Origin of the sequence: Hoeflea ulvae (genome assembly GCF_026619435.1) — a bacterium.
Lineage (GTDB): Bacteria > Pseudomonadota > Alphaproteobacteria > Rhizobiales > Rhizobiaceae > Hoeflea > Hoeflea ulvae.
Genome location: NZ_JAOVZQ010000001.1, coordinates 2,324,141 through 2,342,963 on the forward strand (window position 1 = coordinate 2,324,141; position 18,823 = coordinate 2,342,963).

Genomic DNA, 18,823 nt, shown 5'->3' on the forward strand with positions numbered 1-18,823 from the left:
GCGTTGGAGTTGGGCATGGAAGAGTTTGAGGGCGTCGAGATGAACGGTGGAAGCGCGGAGATGAGCGGAGCCGGCATCGATCCCGTACCGGAAGCAGCGCCCGCGCTCGATCTCCTCGACAGCCCCGACCGCTTCATCAACCGCGAGTTTTCCTGGCTGCAATTCAACCGCCGTGTTCTCGACGAGACGCTCAATGTCAGCCATCCGTTGCTCGAGCGGGTGCGGTTCCTGTCGATATCGGCCGCCAATCTCGACGAGTTCTTCATGGTTCGCGTCGCCGGACTTGAAGGGCAGGTGCGCGAAGGCATCACCAATCGCTCGGCCGATGGGCTGTCACCGAATGAACAGCTTGATCAGATTCTTGACGAGATCGACGGGCTGCAGCTTGAGCAACAGGCGTCACTGGCGATCCTGCAGCAAAATCTGGCCGCCGAGAACATCTATATCGTGCGCCCCTCGGTCCTGACCGCGGCGGACATGGTCTGGCTTGAGGACGAGTTCCTGCAATCCATCTTCCCGGTGCTCACCCCGCTTGCGATCGATCCGGCGCACCCGTTCCCGTTCATTCCCAATCTTGGATTTTCCATCTGCCTGCAGCTTGCGTCCAAGGCCGCCAACGAGCCGATGACGGCGCTGATCCGCCTGCCGGTTGCGCTCAACCGCTTTCTGCGACTGCCCGACCTGGACGGCGCCATCCGCTACATCACGCTCGAAGATGTGGTGAGCCTGTTCATCAGCTCGCTCTATCCCGGATACGAGGTGCGCGGCTCCGGCACATTCCGCATCATCCGTGATTCCGATATCGAGGTGGAGGAAGAGGCCGAGGATCTGGTCCGGCTGTTTGAAAGCGCGCTCAAGCGCCGCCGTCGCGGCTCGGTCATCCGCATCGAGTTCGATTCGGAACTGCCGCAAAGCCTGCGGGAATTCGTGGTGCACGAGACCAATGTTGCCGAAAACCGCATCGCGGTGCTGCCGGGCCTGCTGGCGCTCAACACATTGTCCGAGATCACCAAGGCGCCACGCGACGATCTCAAGTTCGAGCCGTACAACGCCCGGTTTCCCGAACGCATCCGCGAGCATATGGGCGACACCTTTGCCGCCATCCGGGAAAAGGACCTGGTGGTTCACCACCCGTATGAATCTTTTGACGCGGTGGTCCAGTTCCTGTTTCAGGCCGCGCGAGATCCCGATGTGCTGGCGATCAAGCAGACGCTGTACCGGACCTCCAATGACAGCCCGATCGTCCGCGCATTGGTCGATGCCGCCGAGGCCGGAAAATCCGTGACCGCGCTGGTCGAACTCAAGGCCCGCTTCGACGAGGAGGCCAATATCCGCTGGGCCCGCGATTTGGAGCGTGCCGGCGTGCAGGTGGTTTTCGGCTTCCTCGAGCTCAAGACCCACGCCAAGATGTCGCTGATTGTCAGGCGCGAGGAGGGCAAGCTGGTGTCCTATTGCCACCTGGGCACCGGCAATTACCACCCGGTCACCGCCAAGATCTACACCGATCTGTCCTATTTCACCTGCGATCCGCTGATCGCCCGCGACATGGCCCATGTGTTCAATTTCATCACCGGTTACGGCGAGCCGGAGGGGCTGTTGAAACTGGCGGTGTCGCCGCTCAATCTGCGAACCCGGATTCTCGAAAACATCGAGGCTGAAATCGCCCACGCCGCCGCGCACAAGCCGGCAGCGGTGTGGATGAAGATGAACTCGCTGGTCGATCCCGAAATCATCGACGCGCTGTATCGTGCCAGCCAGGCTGGCGTCGAGATCGACCTGGTGGTGCGCGGCATCTGCTGCCTGCGACCGCAGGTTCCCGGGCTTTCCGAGCACATTCACGTCAAGTCTATCGTCGGCCGGTTCCTCGAACACAGCCGCATCTACTGTTTCGGCAATGGCCACGGCCTGCCATCCTCGGAAGCGCTGGTCTATATCGGCTCGGCCGATCTGATGCCGCGCAATCTCGACCGGCGGGTCGAAACCCTGGTGCCGATCGTCAACAAGACCGTGCATGAACAGGTGCTCTCGCAAATCATGCTGGGCAACATGATCGACAACCAGCAGAGTTACGAAATCCTGCCCGACGGCACTTCGCGCCGGATCGAACCCGGCAAGGGCGAGGAGCCCTTCAATGCGCAGGTCTATTTCATGACCAACCCGAGCCTGTCGGGCCGCGGAGAGGCGCTCAAATCCAATGCCCCGAAGCTGATCGCCGACCGATTGGCCCGCACGACACGCAGCAAGCGGTGAGGCAGGACGCCTGTGCTGGCCGGGGCCCGGGCCGGGCGGATCGGCCCGTCAGTCCTGTGGACAGAGCAGTCAAGTGCAAGGTTTAGCGGGTTCCGGATTGGCGCCGATCAATATATAAACACGCAAGCCTGTTGTCCCTGAACCCGCTTTTGGCTCGCGCCGAACGGGTCGTCCAAACCGCGAAGTGCACGTAGCAATGGTGGAATCGGAAGCCCAGGGGCGTTTGCCAGGTATTCATCCTGTGTCCGTTGTCGATATCGGCTCCAACTCGGTTCGCCTTGTCATTTACGAGGGGCTCAGCCGGGCGCCGTCGGTGCTGTTCAACGAGAAGGTTCTGTGCGGTCTGGGCAAGGGTCTGGTGGCCACCGGGCGGATGGATGATGCCGGCATTGCCCGCGCGCTGGCCGCGCTCAAGCGGTTCCGCGCCCTCTCCGAGCAGGCCCGCGCTTCTGAAATGCATGTTCTGGCCACGGCGGCTGCCCGCGAGGCCGAAAACGGCGCCGCTTTCGTTGCCGATGCGGAAGCGATTCTGGGCTGCCGCATCCGGCTGCTGACCGGCGAAGAGGAAGCCCGGTTCTCGGCACTGGGCGTGATCTCGGGCTATTTCCGGCCCGATGGCATTGCCGGCGACCTTGGCGGTGGGTCGCTTGAACTCGTCGACGTCAGCAACACCACCCATTCGGGCGAGCAAACCTTGCCGCTTGGCGGTCTGCGCCTGTCGGAAATGTCCGGAAATTCGATTTCCAAGGCCCGCGTCATCGTCAAGCGCGAACTGGCGAAATCGCCGGTGCTGAGCGGCGGGGCAGGGCGGACCTTCTATGCGGTGGGCGGCACATGGCGTAACATCGCCAAGCTGCACATGGAGATAAACAACTATCCGCTGCACATGATGCAGGCCTACGAGATCAATGCCCAGCCGGCGATCGACTTTCTGGGCGAAGTCGCTGCGATGAAGCAATCCAAGATCAATGCGATCAAGGCGATCTCGAGAAACCGCCGCGGCCTGTTGCCCTATGGCGCGGTGGCGCTGCAAGAGACGCTGATTGCCATGAAGGCTGCGCGGGTCAGCTTTTCGGCGCTCGGTGTGCGCGAGGGCTATCTCTATTCCCTGCTGGGCCCGGCGGAAGCGGCGCGCGACCCGCTGCTGACCGCCGCCGGTGAACTGGCGATACTGCGCGCCCGCTCGCCCGAGCATGCCCGCGAACTGGCCGCCTGGACCGGGCGCATGTTCCCTGTCTTCGGCGTGCATGAAACCGAGGAGGATGCGCGTTACCGTCAGGCCGCATGCCTGATGGCCGACATTTCCTGGCGTGCCCATCCCGATTACCGCGGCCTGCAGGCGCTCAACATCATCGCCCACGGCACCTTCACCGGCATCACCCATGGTGGGCGCGCCTATATCGCGCTGGCCAATTATTTCCGCTTTGAAGGCCTCAACGAGGACGGCGCGTCCTCTGGTCTCGCCGCCATTGCCGGTCCAAAATATCTCGATTATGCCAAATTGCTCGGCGGCATGTTGCGCGTGGTCTATCTGTTTTCAGCCTCGATGCCGGGAATGGTGCCGCAGCTTTCCTTCGCACCGGCCGAACCCGCCGATGGCGATGTCGATATCGTCCTGCTGGTGCCGCGCTCCTGCGAGGCCTTTGTCGGCGAGCGGCTGGAAGGCCGGTTGCAGCAACTCGCCAAGCTGACCGGCAAGCGTCTCGGTTTTCGGGTCGGCTGAAACCCGGTCTTTGCGTCGGTTTGAGCCAACACTCGCTGGTCTGCTGATCACAATGCTTGGGGGGCTGTCCGACGCTGCTGGTGAGGGCACTGCTTCCGGCGACTGGACAAAGAAAAAGGCCGGGCGAAATTCGCACCGACCTTCCTGACTTGCCTCAACACACACTGCCAGTACATCCGTGGTCAGGGTGGAGACAAATTTCTTTGTTAATCTCAATATGGGGTATCCTTTCCCCATTGCAAGGGCCAGCGCTCAAAGTTTTTATGAGGCCGCAGACAAAATGATAGTTCCGTAAGGCATCATCATCCCGGGATAGGGCCTGGAGGGGTAGCCGCATCCCGGGATGGCAAGGCCCAAAAGGCTTTGCACTTGATCCTAAACGTCAAGAATGACCTCGAAACCGCCGTAGATCATGCGCTTGCCGTCAAACGGCATGGTTGCCGGATCGTAGTTCATCCGCGAATCCTTCATCACCTTTTCCATGCCTGCCGTCTGGGTTGCCTTGTCGGGCCACCAGACCCAGGAGAAGACCACGGTTTCGTTGTCTTTGGCCTGGACCGCCAACGGCATCGAGGTCAGTTTACCGTCAGGGACGTCGTCGCCCCATGCCTCGACCACCTGGGTGGCGCCGTGATCCTTGAATATCGCAGCTGCGATATTGGCCATATCGAGATAATCCTGCTTTTTGTCATTCGGCACCGCCGCCATGAACCCGCTCACATATGCCATGCTACTCTCCTCTCTGGTTTAACCTCTGGCTGCCGCTTCCAGTGCGGCGATATCGAATTTGCCCATGGTCAGCATTGCTTTCATCAACCGGTCGGCTGTGGCCTGATCATTGGACGCCATCAGCCGCTCCATGACGGTCGGGGTGATTTGCCAGGAGACGCCGAACCTGTCTTTCAGCCAGCCGCACCGGCTCTCCTGTCCACCCTCTGCCGTAAGCTCGTCCCAGTAGCGGTCGATCTCGGCCTGGGTCTCGCAAGACACCATCAGCGACACGCCTTCGGTGAAGCCGAACCCGTGTGATCCAGGACCGTCCATGATGATGAAGTCCTGACCGAACAGGGTGAAACGGCCAAACAGCACCGTGGCCGCGTGCTCGCCCTCCGCCGCGTCGCGATATTGCACCGGCCCTGTCGCGGACCCGGGGAAGGTGTGCGTGTAGAGCGCGATCGCCTCTGCGGCGCGGCCGTAAATGCCCTCGGTAAACATCAGCGCCGGTGTGATCGCCGGGCCGTTGCCTGGTTGCCTGCGCAGCATGATCTGCCAGGACACGCCGTAGCGGTCATTGAGCCAGCCATAGCAATCGCTCCACGGATAGCTGTCGAGCGGCATCAGCTCCGAGCCGCCGTCGCTGAGCGCGGCCCACAGGGCCTTGACCTCGGCTTCGGTGTCGAATTCGACGAACAGCGAGATGGACGGGGTCGGCTTGAAGGCCGGTCCGCCATTGAGGCCGGAAAAGCGCCGGCCGGCGAGTTCGAAACCCGCCACCATCACCTTGCCTGCCGGCTGGCCGTGCACCTCGCGGCCTTCCTCGCCGTAGTGGCTCAAGTGAGTGATGCGGCTGTCTGCAAAAAGGCTGGTGTAAAACATCGCTGCCTCCTCGGCCTGGCTGTCAAACCAGATGAAGGGGGTGATGATCTGCCTGGAATCTCCGTTGGGTTTTCCCATGATAGTCCTCCCGTTAGCCTGGCTACTTGGCCGGCATCTGCTTGATGTTGGTAAACAGCGCCCAGATCGCCATGGCGTGGCCCCGGCCGAGATCAAAATCCTGTTTCAGCCATGCGACCACGTCACCGGCCTTCACTCCCTTTGCGACCTTGCCGTCTTCGAGCAGACCGCGGGTTTCCGCGAGCTGGCGGAGCTGGTCCGGGGTCTTTCCCGTTTTTGCCTTGATGGTATCAAGATAGGCCTGAAAACTCATGCTTGTGCTCCTCGAGGTTGGTGTTCCGTGCCACGCAGGACCAGCGGCGGCGTGACGGGTGTGATGGTGTCGAAGTTCGGTGCCGCATCGGCTTTGGCCTGGTTCTGCGCCCACCCCTTCTGTCAGGCCTGCGCTCGTGCAAGCCGGCGCGCGGCACTCGGCGCGGATGGCTGCGCATCATATTCGTCGTGGCGCCGCCACCATTGATAGGGCGCGTCCTGAGGCACGCCCTCTGGCGCATCCTGCCAGGTCTCCTGCCGGCCATAGGGGGTGATGTCGAGCAGCGCCATCGGCGTGCCCAGCGTCTCCACGCCACGGTAGCTGGTGTAGTAGGTCCGCATGATGCCGTCGTCCGTGCGCAGGAAGACATTGAGGCCGAAACCTCGGTCGATTCCGAAATCATCGCCGAAGCTGTCAATGCTCTGGTAGAACGGCATGCTCCAGCCCATGCGCCGCTTGTAGCGTTCGATTTCCGGCGACGGAGCCCGGGCAACGAAGGCGAGTGTCACGTCGCGGGCATTGAGATGGGCCAAATGCGGAATGTGATCGCCGAACATGCTGCAGCCGGCGCACGGCGCAGGGTCGGCCGGCTTGAGCATGTGATGATAGACGATCAGCTGGCTGCGGCCCTCGAACAGACCTTCAAGATCGGTGTCTCCGGCCGGGCCGGTGAAGCGGTAGTCCGTTTTCACCCTGAGCCATGGCAGCCTCCGGCGATCGGCGGCAATGCGGTCCAATGCCTCGGTGGCGGCCTTTTCCTGTGCCAGTTGGCGCGCATGGGCCTCCATCCATTCGGCCTCGTCGACAATCCTGTTCATGTCATCCTCCCTTGAAATGACCGGTGCTCAACCGGCCCGTTGCTTCTCGATTGCTGGTTCGTTGAAGGCCCATTCCAGTCCGAACGGGTCGTGGACGCGGCCGAACCGGTCGCCCCAGAATTCAAGCTTGAGCGGTGAGAGCACCTCGCATCCGGCCCCGACCGCGCGGTCCCACCAGAGATCTCCATCGGCGATCACCAGTTGCAGCAGAAAATTGCTGCCCGACGAGGGGGCGCTTCCGTGATCGGGGAAGGGGTCCATCATCATCACCATGCCGTCATTGATTTCGATGCTGGCATTGAGCACCCGGCCGTCCTCGCTGCGGGCCACCTCGCCACGCAGCACGGCGCCGAAGGCACGGGTGTAGAACTCGATGGCCTTGTCGGCACCCTCGACGGTGACGTAGGGGATCACGCCTCGCATCAGGCGCTTGTAATCGGAAGGACTGCTCATGCGGCTTTCTCCTCTGGCTGGTTGAACAACAGCGTCACGTAACGCTTGAGATGCGCGACACTGTCGATGGCGACCGACATGGAATCCTCTGCCTTGGCGAGGATGAATGCACCCTGCAGCACAGCCTGGGTGTGCAGCGCCAGGCTCTCGGCGGTCCACCCGGCATCGCTCATGCCGCGCGCGTCCATCGCCGCCTGGATGTCGGGCGCCAGCGTGTGCGCATGGCCGGCAATGGAGGCATGGCAGGCGTCACGGATCGCCGGCGCTGTCAGATAGGTCTCCTGCACCATGGTGCCGACCAGGCAGGTGTAGTCCGGCAATTCTCCGGCCAGCAATTGGCGGCGGAAATCGATATAGCCCAGCACCCGGTCGAGCGGATCGGCGTGGTCGTGATAGGGCGCCGCGGCAAACAGTTCACTGGTGAATTCCGACCAGTATTCGGCAGCGGCAACGCCCAGCGCTTCCTTGCTCTTGAAGTGATGAAAGAACGCGCCCTTGGTCACCCCGGCTGCGGCGCAGAGCTCGTCAACGCTCGTGCCGGAATAGCCCTTGGACCGGATCACGGCAAAACCCGCGGCCAACAATTTGTCGCGGGCGGATTGCGGCGGTGGGGCGGTCTCGCGGTCGGTCATCATCGGCTCCAGATTTGCACCAACATACCGACTGGTTGGTATGTTGGCAAGAGGCTTTGCACCGGCTTGCGTAACAAGGGTTCTGTGGCATTCGAGGTTGCCTTGGCGGGCAGGTGGCCTACAAGGGGGCGAACTGATTGAAGACCGGACCCAGAGCCGGTTCGCTGTCGCCCGGGCGATGGTATTTTGAGGAGCAAGTGTCGATGAGCGCCAAGGGCCGTCTGAAAAGTTTCCGCAAACTCCTGGCTCATGCGCGCAAGGTTCTGGAACTCGACATCGCATTCAGGCTCTGGGACGGCTCCACCGTGCCCGAAAGCGCCGAGCCCGGCGGCTTTACGATTGTTCTGGCCGACGAAGGCCTGGTTGCGGCGCTGATGCGCTCTCCCAATCCCGAAACCCTGCTCAATCTCTGGGTGTCCAGGCGCATCGATTTTGAAAATGGCGACATGTTCGATCTGGTCGCACGCCGGCCCAAGGTCCGCACCCGGCAGATCCGGGCGCAGCTCAGCAAGTTTCTCGTTTTCAACACGCTGCGCAAATTCATGTTTGTCGGCAAGGGTGGACCATGGCCGCTGAGCGATCAACCCGACGAGAAACCGTCCGACGGCAATGCCGAGGAAAACCAGAAGAACATCGCCTACCACTACGATGTCTCCAACGCGTTCTACCAGCTCTTCCTCGACGAGCAGATGGTCTACACCTGCGGTTACTGCACCCTGTGGGACAATGACATTGACCAGATGCAGCGCGACAAGCTGGAGATGATCTGCCGCAAGCTGCGGCTGCAGCCGGGCGACAGGATGCTCGACATCGGCTTTGGCTGGGGCTCGCTGGCGCTCTATGCGGCGGCCAATTTCGGCGTGCATGTCACCGGCGTTACCCTGTCCGAGCGGCAGCTGGAATTTGCCACGGCCAGGGCCGAAAAGCTCGGGCTGTCGGACCGGGTCGATTTCGTGCTGCTCGATTATGCCAAGGTGGAGGGCGAATTCGACAAGATCTCATCGATCGGCATGCATGAAGCCATCGGCATCGACAACTACCCGACCTATTATTCAACCATTGCCAGGGTGCTCAAGCCCGGCGGTATCTATCTGCATCACGCCATCACCCGGCCCGCCAAGAAGGACGCCAAGACCTTCCGCAAGAAGAACAAGGAGTTTGCGCTGCTGACCAAATACATTTTCCCCGGCGGCGAGCTCGATCACATCGGCAACACGGTGATGAACCTGGAGCAGCATGGCTTCGAGGTGCATGATGTCGAGAACTGGCGCGAGCATTACCAGCGCACCTGCAAGCTCTGGCATGACCGGCTGCTGGCCAATTACGACGCGGCAGTGGCCGAGGTCGGCGAGGTCAAGACACGGCTGTGGCTGGTCTATCTCGGCGGCTGTTCGATTGCGTTTGAGCGCAACACCGTGCGGCTCTACCAGACTGTGACAACCAAGGTCCGTCGCGGACCGGCGGGACTGCCGCCGACCCGGGCTGATTTGTACCGATAGGCGGAAGCCCTAAAGCACGTTGCATTCAATCGTATTCATGCAATGTGCTTTAGGTTTTTGTCTTGACGCGTGTTTTTTCACGAAAACCGGTTCCCACTTTTCGGAACACGCTTTAAAGCTCTACCGCTTCGACCTTCTTGTCGGCGAAGCGGAGCGCCACTTCACCGCGAATGAGCTTGAGCGCGCGGTCGCCGAACAGTTCCCGGCGCCAGCCTTTCAGCGCACCGACATCGGCAGCTTCGCCGTCAATGGCAATGGCTTCGAGATCATCGGAGGTGGCGATGATCTTGGCGGCAACATTCTCTTTTTCGACCGTCAGCTTCAAAAGCACCCGCAACAGTTCCACCGCCGCCTGAGCACCCTCGGGCGCCTGTCTCTGGCGCGGCAGCCGCGGCATCTCGTCCTTTGGCGTTTCCAGCGCTTCCTTGACGATCTCGACGATCGTGGCGCCTTGTTGCGAGCGCTCCCAGCCGCGCGGAATGGTCCTGAGCCGCGACAGCGCCTCGCTGTCCTGCGGCTGCTGTTGCGCGATCTCGTAGATCGCTTCGTCCTTGATCACCCGGCCGCGCGGCACGTTGCGCGCCTTGGCTTCGCGTTCGCGCCAGGCTGCCACATGCTGCAGCACGCACAGCTCGGCGGGCTTCTTCACCCGCATCTTCAGCCGCCGCCAGGCATTTTCGGGCTCGACCTCATAGGTGGCGCGCGATTCGAGAATGGCCATTTCGTCGGTCAGCCAGTGGGCGCGGTTTTCCGCTTCCAGCCGCGAGACAAGCTCGAGATAGACATCGCGCAGGTGGGTGACGTCGGCGAGCGCATAATCGAGCTGCTTGTCGCTGAGCGGCCGGCGGCTCCAGTCGGTGAACCGCGAGGACTTGTCGATCGGTGCGCCGGTGATCCGCGAGACCAGCTGGTCATAGGAAATTGATTCGCCGAAACCGCAGACCATGGCGGCCACCTGGGTGTCGAAAATCGGATGCGGAACAAGATCGCCGAGCTTGACCACGATTTCGATGTCCTGGCGCGCGGCGTGGAACACCTTGATCACCGACGCATCTGCCATCAGGTCGAAAAATGGTTTGAGATCAATCCCTTCCGCCTGAGGGTCGACGATACCTTCATCGTCCGGACCTGCCATCTGGATCAGGCAGAGCTCGGGCCAATAGGTGGTCTCACGCAGGAACTCGGTGTCAACAGTGACAAAGTCGTGGCTGGCAAGGCGGGCGCAAAAGGCGGCAAGCGCCTCGGTCGTTGTAATCATGTCCATGATTGGCCTTTAGCGGGATTTTTCCGGTTTGTCTTGCCCTGGAATCGCATTTGGATCATCCGGGGCCGGCTTTCGGCGCAGCGGCTGTGCCGCCATGCGCGCAAAAACCGGGGAGGTGCGCAGCAATCCGGTGAAACGGCCGCGGTCGGGTTCGTCGGGCGCTCCGCGGATGATCCGCACGATGGTGTAGACGACGAAGGCGCCATGCATGGCGCAGATGAAGGCGAAAAACGCCACCGGCCCAAGCCAGTCGACCAGCACCGCCGACAGGAGCGGGCCAATCGAGGCGCCGATGGCCCAGAAGAACATCAGGCCCGAGGCGATCTGCACGAATTCACCATCCTTGGCCCGGTCATTGGCATGCGCCGCCGACAGCGAGTAGAGCGGCATGGTAAACGCCCCCCACAGGAATATGCCGGCGAGGTTGAGCGCCACATCGCTGCCCGCGAACCAGACCATGAACAACCCGCACAGGGTCGATCCGGTGGTGGCCATCAGCAGCACCGAGCGGCGGCCGATCTTGTCGGAGAGATAGCCGAGCGGATATTGCAGCATGATGCCGCCAATGATGCCCGCACTCATGAAGGAGGCGATGTCGGAGACCTGCAAGCCCAGGCTTTCAGCATAGAGTGGCCCCACCGAGCGGAACGAGGCCGTGGTCAGGCCCACCGTGATGGCGCCGGCCGAGGCCAGCGGCGAGACCAGCCACAACCGTTTCGGGCTGAAGGAAAACGGTGCAGGCGGGGCAGGGTTGGAGCGATCCGCCAATGACACCGGCACGATCGACAGGATGATCAGCATGGTCATCACCGCAAAGATCTCGAAGCCGCCAATACCGAAGATCGGCAGCAGATATTGCGAGGCGGTGACGGCGCCCAGATCGACAAACCGGTAGATCGCCAGGGTTCTGGCCCGGTTTGTGTTGGTGATCTGCGCGTTGATCCAGCTTTCCACATTGGCAAACAGCGAGGCGAAGCAGAGCCCGGTGACCAGCCGCATCAGGAACCAGAAGAACGGGTCAATCACCATCACCATGGCAAGCGAGGCGCAGGCTGCAAGTGCGGCCATGGCGGCAAAGGCGCGAATGTGGCCGGTGGTCCGCAGCAGCCAGGGCGTCATCCAGCAGCCGATGATGAAACCGAAATAATAGCCGGCCCCGGCAAGTCCGATGACGGTGGGCGAAAACCCTTCCGCCGAGCCGCGCAGGCTGATCAGCGTGCCCTGCAGGCCATTGCCGGCCAGCAGCACGCCTGCGGTTGTCAAAAGCGGAATGAGCGGACGAAGCGAATGCATGACGGGCCGATACGAGAAACAGGAACCCGAGTCCTACACCGGATTTGCCTGCCCGTCGTGGCGAAATCCCGCCAATGCACAGTGCGATTGCGCCGTTTCACCTTGACAAAGAGGGTGGGTCATGCGCTTTTCCGCGCGATTTTTACCGTGCGCCGAGGCGGCGATGCGAACCTCTTTTTGCACTCCGCCAATCCGCCGATTCCACCCATTGGTCCCAGCCATCGAGGATATGCCATGCATCCCTACCGTTCCCATACCTGCGCCGCGCTTCGCAAGAGCGACACCGGCGCCACCGTTCGTCTTTCGGGCTGGGTGCACCGTGTCCGCGACCATGGCGGTCTGCTGTTTATCGACCTGCGTGACCATTACGGCCTGACCCAGATCGTCGCCGATCCGGATTCGCCGGCCTTCAAGACCGCTGAAAAGGTTCGCGGCGAGTGGGTGATCCGCATCGACGGCGTGGTCAAGGAACGCATGGCCGACACCATCAACGCCAATCTCGGCACCGGCGAGATCGAGGTCTTCGCCCAGGAAATCGAAGTTCTGTCCGCGGCCAAGGAACTGCCGCTGCCGGTCTTCGGCGAGCCCGAATATCCCGAAGATGTTCGCCTCAAATACCGCTTCCTCGATCTGCGCCGCGAGACCCTGCACAAGAACATCGTCACCCGCACCAAGGTGATCGCCGACATGCGCAAGCGGATGACGGATATCGGCTTTGCCGAATATGCGACGCCGATCCTGACCGCGTCCTCGCCCGAAGGCGCGCGCGACTTCCTGGTGCCGAGCCGCATTCATCCCGGCCAGTTCTACGCTCTGCCGCAGGCGCCGCAGCAGTACAAGCAGTTGCTGATGGTGGCGGGCTTCGACCGTTATTTCCAGATCGCCCCGTGCTTCCGCGATGAAGACCCGCGCGCCGACCGCCTGCCGGGCGAATTCTACCAGCTCGACCTCGAAATGAGCTTTGTCACCCAGGAAGATGTCTGGGACACGATGGAGCCGGTGATGCGCGGCGTCTTCGAGGAATTTGCCGAAGGCAAGCCGGTGACCCAGAATTTCCGCCGTATCCCGCATGCCGAGGCCATTCGCAAATACGGCTCCGACAAGCCCGATCTCAGAAACCCGATCGAGATGCAGTCGGTGACCGAGCATTTCGCCGGTTCCGGCTTCAAGGTCTTCGCCGGCATGATCGCCAACAACCCCAAGGTCGAGGTCTGGGCAATTCCGGCCAAGACCGGTGGCTCCCGCGCATTCTGCGACCGGATGAATTCCTGGGCGCAAGGCCAGGGCCAGCCCGGCCTGGGCTATATCTTCTGGCGCAAGGAAGGCGACACCATCGAAGGCGCCGGCCCGATCGCCAAGAACATCGGACCGGAGCGCACCGAGGCGATCCGCATCCAGATGGGCCTGGAAGACGGCGACGCCTGCTTCTTCGCAGCCGGCGACCCGGCCAAGTTCGCCCGCTTTGCCGGCGACGCCCGCACCCGCGCAGGCGAGGAACTCAACCTGGTTGACGAAGACCGTTTTGAGCTCTGCTGGATCGTCGACTTCCCGTTCTACGAATGGGACGAGGACGCCAAGAAGGTGGAATTTGCCCACAACCCGTTCTCGATGCCGCAGGGCGGCATGGAAGCGCTCGAGACCCAGGATCCGCTGTCGTTGAAGGCCTACCAGTATGACCTGGTCTGCAACGGCTTCGAAATCGCTTCGGGCTCGATCCGGAACCAGTCGCCGGAGCTGATGGTCAAGGCCTTCGAGAAGGTGGGTCTCAGCCAGACCGATGTCGAGGAACGCTTCGGCGGCCTCTACCGCGCCTTCCAGTATGGCGCACCGCCACATGGCGGCATGGCGGCCGGGGTCGACCGGGTGATCATGCTCATCGTCGGCGCCAAGAACCTGCGCGAAGTGGCGCTGTTCCCGATGAACCAGCAGGCCCAGGATCTTTTGATGGGCGCTCCGAGCCCGGCTTCGCCGGCGCAGTTGCGCGATCTTTCGATCCGCCCGATTCCGCCCAAGCCTGAATAGGGCTCATCCGGAATCAAATCATCAAAAAGCCCGGGTAAACTGATGCTTCCCGGGCTTTTTCTTGAGGTTTCGGCAGGTCCGAAGTGTCTCTCAATCCTTGTCGTCGGTGGTGTCCGGCTCAATGTCGAGCAGGTCTTTCTTCGGCGCTGCAGCAGCTTTTGTTTTGGTCGGGGCCTTGGCTGCGGTCTTGGCAGTCTTGGCGGCAGGCGTTTCCGCCGGCTTCTTTTCCGGTGTGGCTTTGTAGCGAATCATGCGGGGAATTCCGATGCGGGTGCGAGGGTGGTGACTGGTGCGAAGGGGCGCGCCAAATCACTCAGTGTCTGGTCTCATCCTGCGCCCGCAGCCGCCAACAAGCAACATCGCCCGCACCGCAATACAGCGCTTTGCGGCGGCGGCGAAGCGCCGCAGCCCGAACCGGATGGAAACAGCCAAGCGCCTGCCGCCCGCTATTCATTGCAGCAGACCTCGACCGGATCATTGGCGGTGACCTGCACATTGAGCAGGTCCACCAGCGATTTCGGATCGCCCATGCCCGCACCCATGATCACCGGCACCGCCACCGGCGAGGCAGGCCGGGCCGAGATGGTGATGCTGCCGGGATCGTCGAGATAGACATTGGCGGCGGCGGAAATCTGCTGTTGCAGGGCGGGCAGGCCCAGTTGCCCCAGCATCAGCGGCATCATGCCCTTGATCGCCATGCGCATCTGGTCGCCGGAAATGCCCTGGCCCTTGCCGGCAAAGTCCAGCGCCTTTTCGGTCACCGAGTCGTCATCAAAGCGGATGGCGGCTGAGTTGAAGCTGAGTTGCTGCAGCATGCCCAGCATGGCAAACCCCAGGGCCTGCTGCGCGGCTTCCGGGTCGGGATTGGCAGCGGCGGCGTTCTGTGCCTGCTGCATCGCCCTGATGAATTCCATCGTGTAGCCGGAGATTTCCATCGACATGGCCAGGCGGCCGATATCGTCGAGGCTGAGGGAATATTCGCGCAGGTTGAACGTGCCCGGTTCCACATCCCATATGCCGTCGAATGTGACGTCGCCGGTCACGGTTGTGTAGCCCAGCGCCGAAAGCGCCTGCTTGGCCTTGGGGTTCCTGATCTCGCTGAGATCGATGGACATGCCGGAGCCGTTCATCAGCAAGCTGACACGGGAATCATCGTCGCTGCGGTCGACATCCAGGTCCACCCCGGTCATGGAGAAGATCTCCTTGCCGCCTTTGTCGACCACGATCCGGCCCGTCGAGAAGCCTTCGTAAAAGGTAACGTCGGCGATCGTTTCATAGACCGGATCCGCGGGAACCGTCAAACCGGACAGCTCGATGTCGACAACCGAGACGCTGATGCCGTCCCCGGTGATGTTGACGTCATCGAATTGCATCTGATCGACATGATAGCTGCCGTCATTTTCATCCTTGACCCCGTTGAAGGTGAGGTCGCCGATGTCGACCGCCGCCTCGCCGGGGGACTGGACGCGCGCCGATTTCAACACGATCGTGTCGCCATCCGGCTCCACCGATGCAAAGCTCACCTTCACGCCGCCCTGGCTGGCTATCGCGGCGACCTTGGTGGCGAAATCATCCGCGTCCAGCGCCAGCGCCGGACCTGACACGGCGAGGGAGCCCAAAACAGAGGACACAATTAGCTTTTGCATGAAGCGGGGATGGAAATTCATTTGACTGTCCTTTGATGGCCGGGCGGATGCGGCTTGCCGGGAGGTGTGCACGAATTCGCGTGAAACGTTAGTTTGGTCACGTCACACCGTCCAGCCATGATCCCGCGATAAGCGGCGGAAAAATGGCGTGGACGGCATTAATGTGTGGGAACCTGGCTGCACGACGGGGCTTGACGCTGCCGCCCCTTGCCCCGAATCAGTGCTTCCGTTAACCCGTGCCCATGGGAAAAAGCCTGCTTCCGCCCGGTGGGGGCGACCACATTCAAGCCGTTGACCTGAAGAAAGCGCTCGAGGAGCGCTATCTGGCCTATGCATTGTCGACCATCATGCACCGGGCGCTGCCCGATGTGCGCGATGGCATGAAGCCGGTGCATCGCCGCATCGTTTATGCCATGAGCGAGATGGGGCTGAAATCAGCCGGGTCCTTCAAGAAAAGCGCCAAGATCGTCGGTGAGGTGATGGGTAACTTCCATCCGCACGGCGACCAGTCGATCTATGATGCGCTGGTGCGCCTGGCGCAGGATTTCTCGGTGCGCTATCCGCTGGCCAATGGTCAGGGGAATTTCGGCAATATCGACGGCGATAGCGCCGCTGCGATGCGTTACACCGAATCGAAGATGACCGCGGTCGCCGAACTGCTGATCGAAGGCATCAATGAGGATGCGGTCGATTTCCGCGACACCTATGACGAGGAAAACAGCGAGCCGGTGGTGCTGCCCGGCGCCTTTCCGAACCTGCTCGCCAATGGCTCGACCGGCATCGCCGTGGGCATGGCGACGTCGATCCCGCCGCACAATGCAGCAGAACTCTGCGACGCGGCACTGGCGCTGATCCGCCGGCCGGACGCGACAGTGGAAGACCTTCTGCAATATGTCGAGGGGCCGGATTTCCCCACCGGCGGCGTCGTCATCGACAGCCGCGAATCCATTCTCGAATCCTACCGGACCGGCCGTGGCGGCTTCCGGGTCCGGGCCAAGTGGGAGACCGAGGACACCGGCCGTGGCGGCTACCAGATCGTCATCACCGAGATGCCCTACCAGGTGCAGAAATCGCGCCTGATCGAAAAGATCGCGGAACTGCTGATCGCCCGCCGGCTGCCCTTGCTCGACGATGTCCGTGATGAATCCGCCGAGGACGTCCGCCTGGTGCTGATTCCCAAGAGCCGCACCGTCGATCCCACCTTGCTGATGGAATCCCTGTTCAGGCTGTCGGACCTGGAAAACCGCATTCCGCTCAATCTCAACGTGCTGTCGATGGGCAAGGTGCCCAAGGTGATGAATCTCGCCGAGGTGCTGACCGAATGGCTGGCGCACCGCCGCGAGGTGCTGCAGCGCCGGTCACGCCATCGCCTGGCGGCAATCGAACGGCGGCTGGAACTGCTGTCCGGTTTCCTCATTGCCTATCTCAATCTCGACGAGGTGATCCGCATCATCCGCGAGGAGGACGAGCCGAAACTCGAACTGATGAAGACCTTCGAGCTCAACGACGTCCAGGCCGAGGCGATCCTCAACATGCGGCTGCGCTCGCTGCGCAAGCTCGAGGAAATGGAAATCCGCAAGGAATTCGGCAATCTGACCGGCGAGAAGGCGGATATCGAAGCGCTGCTCGCCTCCGATGCCAAGCAATGGCAGACGGTGGCCTGGGAAGTCGGCAAGGTGCGCGAGACCTTCTCCAAGGAGACCGAGCTTGGCGCCCGCCGCACCCGCTTTGCGGAGGCTCCGGTGGCTGACCTCGCGGCGATCGAACAGGCGATGATCGAGAAGGAACCGATCACCGTGGTGATTTCGGAAAAGGGCTGGATCCGCGGTATGAAGGGTCACATGGCCGATTATGCCGGGCTGCAGTTCAAGGATGGCGATCAGCTCAAGATCGCCTTCCATGCCAACACCACCGACAAGATCGTCATCGTCACCACCGGCGGCAAGGCCTATACGCTGGGCGCCGACAAGCTGCCCGGCGGCCGCGGCCATGGCGAACCGCTCAGGATCATTGTCGATATGGACAATGACCAGGCGGTGCTGACCGCCTTTGTCCACGATCCGGCGCGCAAGCTGCTGCTTGCCTCGACCGTCGGCAACGGCTTCATTGTCGCCGAGAGCGACATGGTGGCCAATACCCGCAAGGGCAAGCAGATCATGAATGTCAGCCTGCCGGTCGAAACCCGGCTCTGCGTGCCGGTGACGGGTGATCATGTCGCCATCATCGGCGAAAACCGCAAGATGCTGATCTTTCCGCTGACGCAGCTGCCGGAAATGAGCCGCGGCAAGGGCGTGCGCCTGCAGCGCTACAAGGACGGCGGCGCCGCCGACGTGCGCTGTTTTGCCATGGAGGACGGGCTGACATGGGAAGACAGCGCCGGCCGCATGCACAACCGCAAGAAGGACGAGCTGACCGAATGGATCGCCGACCGCGCCCAGGCCGGCCGCCTGGTGCCCAAGGGCTTCCCGAGATCCGGCAAGTTCAGCTGATCAGCCGAGGCATTTTTCGGTCCGCCTCAAACGCCGATCCGTCCAAATCCCGGCAGCTTGATCCCCGGGCGTGCTACATCTATTCCGAATACCAGTCCGCCAAGCCGCAGTTCGACGCCGTAGAGGGTGCCGACCGCAAACCCGGCATAGCCGCCGAGCGAGAGTTCGAGATTGCGCCAGTCGGGTGACAGGGTGACAAATTCCCCAAACGGCCGGAAATCGCGACCCACCGCTTCGGGCGGCAGGGATATCCCCAGTTCCGGCACGTTTCTGAGAACATGGGCGACGAAGGAGTTCGAATTCGGACCCGGCCACAAGGTATAGTCGCCACGCCCGGAAAATGGATATGTCCTGACCGCGTCCTCGATGCTGGGGATCAGGCGTGCCGCATCTTCGCCGTGCAGCGCCACCAGAATGTCGGGATCATTGGAATACCAGCGGCCGTCGGCAGGGTAGCCATTGATGCGGATCGGGCTGCCCCAGCCCACCTTGTCATAGCGGGTGTAGCCGCCATTCCTGGTCTTGGTGACTATCCAGCTGTGCACCGCCAGCGCGCCCTTGAGCCCGCCGGTTCTGGCGGTCATCACATACAGCGCGGCGTCAGGATCGCTGCCCGCCTCCGGCAACTGGCCCGACGACGACCAGTCGGCGCTGCGCCAGGACCCCGGTTGCGAGCCGGCTGCCCGCACGCCGAGCGAGGCCAGGGCAGGGACGATGAAACACAAAAACACAAGCAGCAGGATTTTCTTCATGCGTGACGGCAAGCCTCGGAACGATCGGACAGGCCTGTTCAAGCACGGCCTTGCG

The 18,823-nt window shown here is 62.0% G+C and carries 16 protein-coding genes; 5 read left to right on the forward strand and 11 right to left on the reverse strand.

Features of this window, described 5'->3' with window-relative positions; translation table 11 throughout:
* Positions 1 to 60 precede the first annotated feature (60 nt).
* Together OEG82_RS10970 and OEG82_RS10975 are read left to right on the forward strand one after the other, a co-directional pair.
* A complete protein-coding gene (locus OEG82_RS10970; RefSeq protein ID WP_425497641.1) occupies positions 61 to 2,250 on the forward strand; it encodes an RNA degradosome polyphosphate kinase in 2,190 nt (729 codons plus the stop codon).
* A gap of 196 nt (positions 2,251 to 2,446) precedes the next feature.
* Positions 2,447 to 3,973 (forward strand): Ppx/GppA phosphatase family protein, encoded by a 1,527-nt coding sequence (locus tag OEG82_RS10975; protein WP_267612491.1) that lies wholly within the window; start codon positions 2,447 to 2,449, stop codon positions 3,971 to 3,973.
* A 375-nt stretch (positions 3,974 to 4,348) separates the two neighbouring features.
* On the opposite strand, the gene OEG82_RS10980 is transcribed toward OEG82_RS10975, so the two are convergent.
* The 6 genes from OEG82_RS10980 to OEG82_RS11005 form a co-directional block, all read right to left on the reverse strand.
* Positions 4,349 to 4,702 (reverse strand): DUF1428 domain-containing protein, encoded by a 354-nt coding sequence (locus tag OEG82_RS10980; protein WP_267612492.1) that lies wholly within the window; start codon positions 4,700 to 4,702, stop codon positions 4,349 to 4,351.
* A gap of 18 nt (positions 4,703 to 4,720) precedes the next feature.
* Entirely contained in the window at positions 4,721 to 5,647 is a 927-nt protein-coding gene (locus OEG82_RS10985; protein WP_267612493.1) for a VOC family protein, read from the reverse strand.
* 22 nt (positions 5,648 to 5,669) lie between these two features.
* On the reverse strand, positions 5,670 to 5,900 hold the full coding sequence (locus tag OEG82_RS10990; protein WP_267612494.1) for a DUF4287 domain-containing protein: 231 nt from the start codon (positions 5,898 to 5,900) through the stop codon (positions 5,670 to 5,672).
* Between the two features lie 122 nt (positions 5,901 to 6,022).
* Entirely contained in the window at positions 6,023 to 6,718 is a 696-nt protein-coding gene (locus OEG82_RS10995) for a DUF899 domain-containing protein (RefSeq protein ID WP_267612495.1), read from the reverse strand.
* 27 nt (positions 6,719 to 6,745) lie between these two features.
* A complete protein-coding gene (locus OEG82_RS11000; protein ID WP_267612496.1) occupies positions 6,746 to 7,171 on the reverse strand; it encodes a VOC family protein in 426 nt (141 codons plus the stop codon).
* Complete coding sequence (locus tag OEG82_RS11005; protein WP_425497581.1) at positions 7,168 to 7,806, reverse strand: TetR/AcrR family transcriptional regulator; 639 nt, start codon at positions 7,804 to 7,806, stop codon at positions 7,168 to 7,170. The genes OEG82_RS11000 and OEG82_RS11005 overlap by 4 nt, the downstream gene beginning before the upstream one ends.
* Positions 7,807 to 8,006: 200 nt before the next feature.
* Here OEG82_RS11005 and OEG82_RS11010 point away from each other — a divergent pair, with 200 nt between their 5' ends.
* Positions 8,007 to 9,302, forward strand: a complete 1,296-nt coding sequence (locus OEG82_RS11010) for an SAM-dependent methyltransferase (protein WP_267612498.1) — start codon at positions 8,007 to 8,009, stop codon at positions 9,300 to 9,302.
* Between the two features lie 112 nt (positions 9,303 to 9,414).
* On the opposite strand, the gene rnd is transcribed toward OEG82_RS11010, so the two are convergent.
* Entirely contained in the window at positions 9,415 to 10,560 is a 1,146-nt protein-coding gene (gene rnd, locus OEG82_RS11015; RefSeq protein WP_267614925.1) for a ribonuclease D, read from the reverse strand.
* Between the two features lie 15 nt (positions 10,561 to 10,575).
* A complete protein-coding gene (locus OEG82_RS11020; RefSeq protein WP_267612499.1) occupies positions 10,576 to 11,859 on the reverse strand; it encodes an MFS transporter in 1,284 nt (427 codons plus the stop codon).
* 234 nt (positions 11,860 to 12,093) lie between these two features.
* On the opposite strand from OEG82_RS11020, the gene aspS reads away from it, so the two are divergent.
* A complete protein-coding gene (gene aspS / locus OEG82_RS11025) occupies positions 12,094 to 13,881 on the forward strand; it encodes an aspartate--tRNA ligase (protein ID WP_267612500.1) in 1,788 nt (595 codons plus the stop codon).
* A 90-nt stretch (positions 13,882 to 13,971) separates the two neighbouring features.
* On the opposite strand, the gene OEG82_RS11030 is transcribed toward aspS, so the two are convergent.
* Both OEG82_RS11030 and OEG82_RS11035 read right to left on the reverse strand, forming a co-directional pair.
* The gene (locus OEG82_RS11030) at positions 13,972 to 14,133 is read right to left on the reverse strand and encodes a hypothetical protein (RefSeq protein ID WP_267612501.1); all 162 of its coding nucleotides are present in this window, start codon (positions 14,131 to 14,133) and stop codon (positions 13,972 to 13,974) included.
* 194 nt (positions 14,134 to 14,327) lie between these two features.
* Positions 14,328 to 15,548 (reverse strand): hypothetical protein, encoded by a 1,221-nt coding sequence (locus OEG82_RS11035; RefSeq protein ID WP_267612502.1) that lies wholly within the window; start codon positions 15,546 to 15,548, stop codon positions 14,328 to 14,330.
* 221 nt (positions 15,549 to 15,769) lie between these two features.
* Between OEG82_RS11035 and parC the strand changes: the two genes are divergently transcribed.
* Positions 15,770 to 18,016, forward strand: coding sequence for a DNA topoisomerase IV subunit A (parC, locus tag OEG82_RS11040; protein ID WP_267612503.1), 2,247 nt, complete (start codon positions 15,770 to 15,772; stop codon positions 18,014 to 18,016).
* Positions 18,017 to 18,042: 26 nt separating this feature from the next.
* Here the strand turns inward: parC and OEG82_RS11045 are convergent, their stop codons facing one another.
* Positions 18,043 to 18,768, reverse strand: a complete 726-nt coding sequence (locus OEG82_RS11045) for a DUF3750 domain-containing protein (protein ID WP_267612504.1) — start codon at positions 18,766 to 18,768, stop codon at positions 18,043 to 18,045.
* Positions 18,769 to 18,823 lie beyond the last annotated feature (55 nt).